General features: G+C 69.1%; 4 protein-coding genes. 1 reads left to right on the top strand and 3 read right to left on the bottom strand.

The annotated features are described in order from the left end of the window. Positions 1 to 157 precede the first annotated feature (157 nt). A complete protein-coding gene (locus tag GM676_RS30850) occupies positions 158 to 496 on the top strand; it encodes a hypothetical protein (protein WP_155468389.1) in 339 nt (112 codons plus the stop codon). Here the strand turns inward: GM676_RS30850 and GM676_RS30855 are convergent. From GM676_RS30855 to GM676_RS30865, 3 genes are read right to left on the bottom strand one after another with little or no spacing between them, the layout of a single operon-like run. Further along, on the bottom strand, positions 477 to 1,889 hold the full coding sequence (locus tag GM676_RS30855; RefSeq protein ID WP_155468390.1) for an MBOAT family O-acyltransferase: 1,413 nt from the start codon (positions 1,887 to 1,889) through the stop codon (positions 477 to 479). The two genes, GM676_RS30850 and GM676_RS30855, sit on opposite strands and share 20 nt — an antisense overlap. A 15-nt stretch (positions 1,890 to 1,904) precedes the next feature. Then, the gene (locus tag GM676_RS30860; RefSeq protein WP_211923324.1) at positions 1,905 to 3,158 is read right to left on the bottom strand and encodes an alginate O-acetyltransferase AlgX-related protein; all 1,254 of its coding nucleotides are present in this window, start codon (positions 3,156 to 3,158) and stop codon (positions 1,905 to 1,907) included. Continuing rightward, complete coding sequence (locus tag GM676_RS30865; protein ID WP_155468391.1) at positions 3,155 to 6,904, bottom strand: glycosyltransferase; 3,750 nt, start codon at positions 6,902 to 6,904, stop codon at positions 3,155 to 3,157. The genes GM676_RS30860 and GM676_RS30865 overlap by 4 nt, the downstream gene beginning before the upstream one ends. Positions 6,905 to 7,031: the final 127 nt, after the last annotated feature.

A 7,031-nucleotide genomic window follows, 5' to 3' on the forward strand; every position in this document is an offset into this window, starting at 1 on the left:
CTGCTCGAACCGCTTGGCTATATACCGCCGGCCGAAGCTGAGGCAAACTATTACCGACAACTTTCCGAGCAGGCTAAGTCGCCTGACTCACACCAAACGGCCTCCTAAATTTCCGGGGCGATTCAAACTGCCGCCGCTGCCGGCGCCGGCGCAAAACATGGTGTTCACCGTGCATGGCGATCCGCCGATGAGCTGGCTGGTGCCATCGTTCCCGCGCGAGCTGGCGTTCGTGGCGCTGGGCGGCGGTTTCCCGGAGTCGCCGGCCTATGCGGCCAAGGCGGCCGAGATGATGGCCGCGCGCAGCGGCCCGTTCTACGTGATGATGCAGGCCGAGGGCGACAATCAGAAGATCTGGCCGGCGGCGCAGGAAGTGCTGGGCCGCTACGGCATCACCTTCAATCCGGAAGACTGCGTGAAATACCGCGCGGCCGTGGGCCGCAACGACCATCCTTATCAGTTGTGCCCGGTGCAGCCGCCTAGAACTGGAAGTAAATAAACGGATTGAAACCGCCTTCCACCACCGCCATGCAGGACAGCAGGTAGAGGGCCAGGCAGTACACCGTCATCGCCGGCGTGGCGCCGAGGCGGAAGCTGTGCTGGTACAAGCGGCGCAGCGGACGGTCCGGCAGCAGGCACACCAGCGCCGCCAGCGCCAGCACGAACATCACCTTGGGATCGGCCAGCATGCGGTCGTGCGGCAGCGACAGCGGCGCGCCGCCGAACATGGCGTGCAGCACGCGGCCGGCCTGCTCCAGGCTGGTGGCGCGGAACGGCACCCACAGCAAAGTCGCCAGTACGAACACCGGCAGGCTGCCGAGGCGCAGCTTGTCCAGTTTCAGCCAGCCGGCGCGTTCCAGCACCAGCAGCAGGCCATGGCCGACGCCCCACGCCAGGAAGGTGTAGGCGGCGCCGTGCCACAGCGCGCACAGCACAAACACCACCATCAGGTTGCGGTAGGTGCGCCATGGGCTGCCGCGGTTGCCGCCCAGCGGGATGTAGACGTAGTCGCGGAAGAAGCGCGACAGCGTCATGTGCCAGCGCTGCCAGAATTCGGTGATGCTGTGGGCCGCGTACGGGCGGTTGAAGTTGCGCGGGAAGCGGAAGCCCATGATGCGCGCCAGGCCGATCGCCATGTCGGTGTAGCCGGAGAAATCGAAGTAGATCTGGAACGTATAGCAGATCGCGCCCAGCCAGGCCGAGTAGGTGCTCAGCTCGGCGCCGGGACGGTAGATGCCGTCGGCCACCACGCCCAGCGGATCGGCGATCAGCAGTTTCTTCGACAGGCCGACGATAAAGATCAGCAAGCCCCAGAACAGCGCCCGGCCCAGTGTGGCGCGATGGCGGATGTGCAGCTGTTCGCGCACCTCGGCGTAGCGCACCACCGGCCCGGCGATCAGGTGCGGGAACAGGAAGATGTAGATGGCGAACTTCTGCAAGCTGCGCTCGGGCGCGATGCGGCCGGCGTGCACGTCCAGCAGGTAGGACAGGAAGTGGAACACGTAGAACGAAATCCCCAGCGGCAGCACGATGCCCAGCTCGCGCACCGGCACGGTGGCCTGCCAGCCACTCACGTCCTGCACCAGCTGGGCCAGGAACAGCAGATACTTGAAGAACACCAGCGGCAGCAGGTTGAGCGCGATGCCGCCCGCCAGCAGGCGGCGCGCCAGCAGCGGCTGCGCCTCGCGGCGCGCGCCGATCACCCCGGCCAGCAGCCAGTTGGCCAGCAGCAGCACCAGCGCCACGGCGGTCAGGGCGCCGGCGCCCAGCACATAGAATACAAAGCTGGCCAGCAGGATGTAGCTATTGCGCCAGCCGCGCGGCAGCACAAAGTACAGCAGGTAGAACAGCGGGAAGAACAGGAACAGAAAGCCTGGCGAGGAAAAGACCATGGTGTCGTCGTCGGGTTATTTGGCCGGCGCCAGCGAGGCCCAGCGGTCGGTCTGGATGTCCAGCACTTGCACGATCAGGTAGCGGCACTGGCCGTGCAGCAGGGCCGGCACTTGCGTCAGCGGCAGCGTGCGGCTCAGTTTGTGGAACTGGCTGAAGTGTTCGGTCAGGCCGGCGCGCAGCATGCCGTCGCTGAAGCTGTTGCCATACATGCAGGTGGCGGGCAGCAGCGCCGGATCGTCCAGCGCGTCGGTGCTGAACTCCCAGCCGCTGTTGGCGGCGGCCGGCGTGTCGTGGTGGCGCGGGGTCCAGGTCTGCTTGAGCTGCGGCTCGATCACCTGTTCCTTCAGATTGAGGCGGGCGGCAAAGCGCGCTTCCGAGCCGACGAACGGCTGGTAGTCGGGCTGCATGGCATGGCGCCAGCGCAGCGGGCTGCCTTCCAGCCTGGCGATGCTGTCGGTGACGTCGGCCGCCACCACCATCGCGCTCAGGTCGGTCCAGTGGAAGTCCTGCTTGTAGAAAATCGGGAACTTGTCGCGGTTTTGGTCCAGGTGGCGCTTGACGTCGATGAAGTGCAGCCGCGGCGCCGCCTTCAGGCGCTGATACAACGCCATGAAGTGCGAATCGTCCGGCACCTGCGGCGCGAAGGACGGCAGGCGCTCGCGCGTGTAGTACTGTTTCTGGATCGGCGCCACCAGCAGCATGGTCACGCCCTGCTGGCGCAACTGCTCGCTGAACGCCAGCACGCCGTCGTACACCGCTTGCGCGCGCGCCGGATCGGCCAGCAGTTGCTCGGTGGCCGGCATTTCATTGTCGATCAGGTTGCGGCCATACAGCTCGCCGTCCTTGCCGAAGTAGACGCGGGTGGAGGAGTTGAACAGGCGATAGTCGAGCTCGTTCTTCCCCCGTATCATCAGGTTGCGCCAGCCGAGGTGGTCGCTGAACCAGCGCTCGAAGCGGCTGTAATAGCGCTCGACCGGCCACCAGTCCTTGATCTCGGGCAGGGCGGCCAGCGGGCGCAGTTCTTCCACCGGCGGCACTTGCGCGCGGTAGGCGCGCACCGCCGATCGTCCGGCTATGCGGCCCTCCAGCCAGGCGTCGGCTTTGGGCACGGCACTGATGCCGGCCAGCAGCGCCGGCGCGATGCTCAGCGCGAGCAGCGTGAGCGGTAGCAGCAGGCGGCTGCCGCGCAGCGCGGCACGCAGTCGGCGGCGGGGACCGTGCCGGGGGGCGGCGTCAGCGACGACGGGGGAACGCAGCGGCTCGTTCATGCCTGACTGCCCTCGTTGAGGATGGTCAGCAGGGCCAGCGCGTTGTCGTGCCAGCTCATCCAGCGCATCTCGCGCGAGGCAGGATGGCGGCCTTGGGCGTGCAGCGCCAGCCAGTCGCGCAGCGCGCGCGCCAGGTCGGCGGCGTCCATGCCGTCGAAATAATACGCATGCTGTTCCGCCACTTCGCGGAACACCGGCAAGTCGCGGGCCAGCACCGGCAAGCCGTAGCGCGCCGCCTCGATCAGCGGCAGGCCGTAGCCTTCGCCTTCGCTGGCCATCAGCAGGCAGGTGCTGGCCTGATAGACCTGTTGCAGGTGGGCGTCATCGATGCCGCGCAGCCAGAACAGCTGGCGCTCGCGTTGCGGATGGCCGTTCAGGCGCGCGACGATCTGCGGAATGGTGCGGCGCTCGGGATCGGGCAGCGCGGTCCAGCCCTCATGGCCGACGATCACCAGGTTGACCTCGACGCCCGCCTGCCACAGCAGGTCGAACGCGGCGATGGCTTGCAGATGGCCCTTGCGCGGCTCGATGGTGGCGACCATCAGGAAGGTGGGCTTGCTGCGCAGCTGCGCCAGGCGCGCGGCGTCGGCCGCCGCCAGCGTGGTTTCGCGGGCCGCCGGTTCGCGGTCGATATCGGCGCCCAGGTGCAGCACTTCCAGCGCCGGTCGGGGCAGTTCCGGCCGCTGCGCCAGCCAGGCGGCCAGATCCTGGCGCACGGCGTCGGAAATGCTGATCAGGCAGTCCGCTTCGGCGGCGGCGCTGGTCAGCCAGGCGGCATGGCCCTCGCCGGCGCCGGACGGGAAGAATTCCGGCCGCAGCACCGGCAGCAAATCGTAGACCACGAAGTGGACCCGCACGCCGCGCGCGCGCCAGCGGGCATACAGCCCCTGGCCGGCTGCCGCCATCATGGCGGCCGGCGACGAGTCGCCGCTGTAGAACACGTCGCCGGCGTTGACGTCGGCGCGCGCATCGCTGACGCCCTCGGTGGACATGCCCAGCAGGCCGAAGGCGTAGCGGCGCGCGTAGCGGTAGTGCCAGTGGCCGCCTTCCTCGCTCAGGTAGACCGGCTCCACGCGCCAGCCCGGATGGCGGTGGCGCAGCAGTTCCAGCAACTGGGTGCGCACCACGCGCTCGATGCCGGTCTTGAGGTCATGGCGCGAGATGGCGGTGACGTCGACCAGCAACTGACGCGGCGCCAGCGGGTCGGGCGCGCGCGCGATGCAGGTGGACAGTTGTTGCAGCGTGGCCTCGTCGCGCGGCAGATCGGGCTGCGCGGCCAGCGCGCGCAGCAGGCCGGCGCGACTGAACGGCGCCTCGGCCAGCGCCAGGTCCAGCGCGTCGGCATACAGCTGGGCGCAATGTTCCTGGCTGTGCTGGCGCAGCAGCAAGGCGCGGCCGGCCTCGCCCAGCCGGGCGCGGCGGCCGTGGTCGGCGCGCAGGTTTTCCAGCGCCGCCACCAGCTCGGCCTCGGTGAAGCGGTCGGCCAGCTTGCACACCGCATCGTCGGGCAGGGCGGCGAAGGCGCCGTTGGCGTTGACGATGGTCGGCATGCCATAGCTCATGCAGTACAGCACCGCGCCCGAGGTCTCGCCGCGCGAGATGCTGCGCAGCTGCACCCCCAGGTCGGCCGCTTGCAGATACTGGTGATAGACCGGATCGTCGGTCCAGCCGGCGATGCGGATGCGCTCGCCGGCGCCGGCGGCCTCGATCATCGCGCTCAGCTGCACACCGTAGTCGCCGCCATGGTTGGCGCCGACCAGCACCAGCACGCAGGCGGGGTCGCGGAACAGGCTGGAGGCCAGCCAGGCCCGCACCAGTTCCTGGGTCAGCTTGGTGGGGGCGATGAAACCGAAGCTGCACACCACGAAGGCGTCCTGGGGCAAGCCCAGCGCCTTGCGCGCGGCGGCGCGGTCGTGGTGGCTGGCCAGCGCGCGCGGATGCGGCACCATGCTCCAGTTATGGCCGGCCTGCGGGCCGTACCATTCGCGCGCCAGGGTGCGCGCGTGTTCGGAATGGACGATCACGCGGGTCGCGCCTTCCAGCACGCCCAGGCTGGCCGGATAGTCGTTCTTGGTGCGCTCGACGCCGTCCTCGCCCAGCACCGACAGCAGCGCCGGATAGCCGTGCGCGTGGAACAGCGCCTGGTTCCAGACGCCGGGCATGGCGCCGGTGATCTGCTCGTACGACAGCATGCCGCTGAGGAAGAAATCGTGCAGCACCACCACGCCCGGGTAGTCCTTCAGCAGCGCCAGCATGTGGCTGTGGAAGGGACTGTTGCCGAACTGGTAGAGCACCTGATCGTAGCTGTGCGCGTGCTGGCGGAACCAGGCCACGTCGCGCCGCGGCAGGCCGGCCAGCGACGGCGGCAGGGTGCAGTCGTTTTGCTGGAGGATCAGTTCGATCTCGAAGTGGGTGCTCAGCGCCGGCAGCACTTCCAGCGCGTAGTCGGCGATGCCGGTGCGTTCCGGCGGCAGCGGGCAGACGAAGGCCAGCTTGCGGCGCTGGCGTGGCGGCCGGGCGACGCCGCGCGCGGCGACGTGGGCTTCCATCGCGCGCAGCGCCTTGCGTGCCGACGCGTCCCACGAGAAGCTGGCGGCCTGGCGCTTGCCGTGCGCGCGCAGGCGGGTGCGCAGGGCGTCGTCGCTGAGCACGGCGTTGATCTTGTCGGCGATGGCTTGCGCCGAGGCGGCGTCGAACAGGGCTTCCGCGCAGCCGATCACTTCCGGAATGCTGGTGTTGTCGGCGCCGATCACCAGCGCGCCGCAGGCCATGGCCTCCAGCGCCGGCAGGCCGAAGCCCTCGTGGCGCGAGGGGAAGATGAACAGCGCGCAGCTGCTGTACAGGGCGATCAGGGTGGCGTCGTCGACATAGCCGGTGAGCACCAGCTCGTCGGCCGCCAGGCCGGCCTCGCGCGCCACCTGGAGCAGGCGCTGGCGGTCGCCTTCGCCGATCTTGCTGGCGATCAGCAACTGATGGCGCGCGCGCAGCGCCGCCGGCAGCAGGCCGAAGGCGCGGATCAGGCCGTCGATGTTCTTGCGCGCGTCCATGCCGCCGGGCGCGTACATCAGCACCTCGCGCGTCAGGCCGAAGCGGGCGCGCAAGGCCTGCAGGGCCTCCTGGCTGAGCTCGGCCGGGCGGAAGCTGTCGTCCACGGCGGTGGAGATCGCCTGCACCGTGGCCGGCGCCAGTTGCAGCAGGTCGATGCCTTCCTGGCGCGAGTAGTCGGAAATCGCCAGCACCAGGCCGGCGCGCTTGAGCGAGGCCAGCTTGCCTTCGTAGTGCTGGCGCTGGGTCGCCACCGACAGATAGGCGTCCGGATTCAGCGCCGGGATCAGGTCGTACAGGATGACGGCGGTATCGGCGCCGCTGGTGAACGCGCCGATCGAGGTGACGCTGTCGTCGACATAGCCCTCGAACAGGCTGGTGACCAGCACCATGTCCGGTTGCAGCTGGGCGATCGCGTATTCGCGCAGCAACTCGGCGGCGCGGGCGCGGCCGTGGTTGGCGGCGTCCATCTCGGCCACCTGCGGCACGCTGTCGAACACGCGGATGCGCGCGGCTGGCACCAGGCCGGCGAAGGCCGCGCGCAGGTCGGCGATGGCCGGCAGCGCGCCGTTCAGCGCCAGCCAGATCTCATGCTGGCCGGCGTTGCGGGCGATCGCCAGCGCCAGCGCCAGCGAATAGCGGCCGATGCCGCGAAAGCGGCTTTCCGATTGGGCTCCTTGCAGGTCGATGACGATGCGCATCAGTGTTTTCTCGTTTCTTGCTGTTCTTGCTGTTGTCGCAGCGCCTGCTGCAACTCGTGATAGACGCGGGCGGCGCGCGGCGACAGGTCGTCGCCGGCCGCCGGCGGCTCCGGCGGCAGCGCCGCCG

It is taken from the genome of Duganella radicis (genome assembly GCF_009720825.1).
Classification (GTDB): Bacteria; Pseudomonadota; Gammaproteobacteria; order Burkholderiales; family Burkholderiaceae_D; genus Rugamonas; species Rugamonas radicis.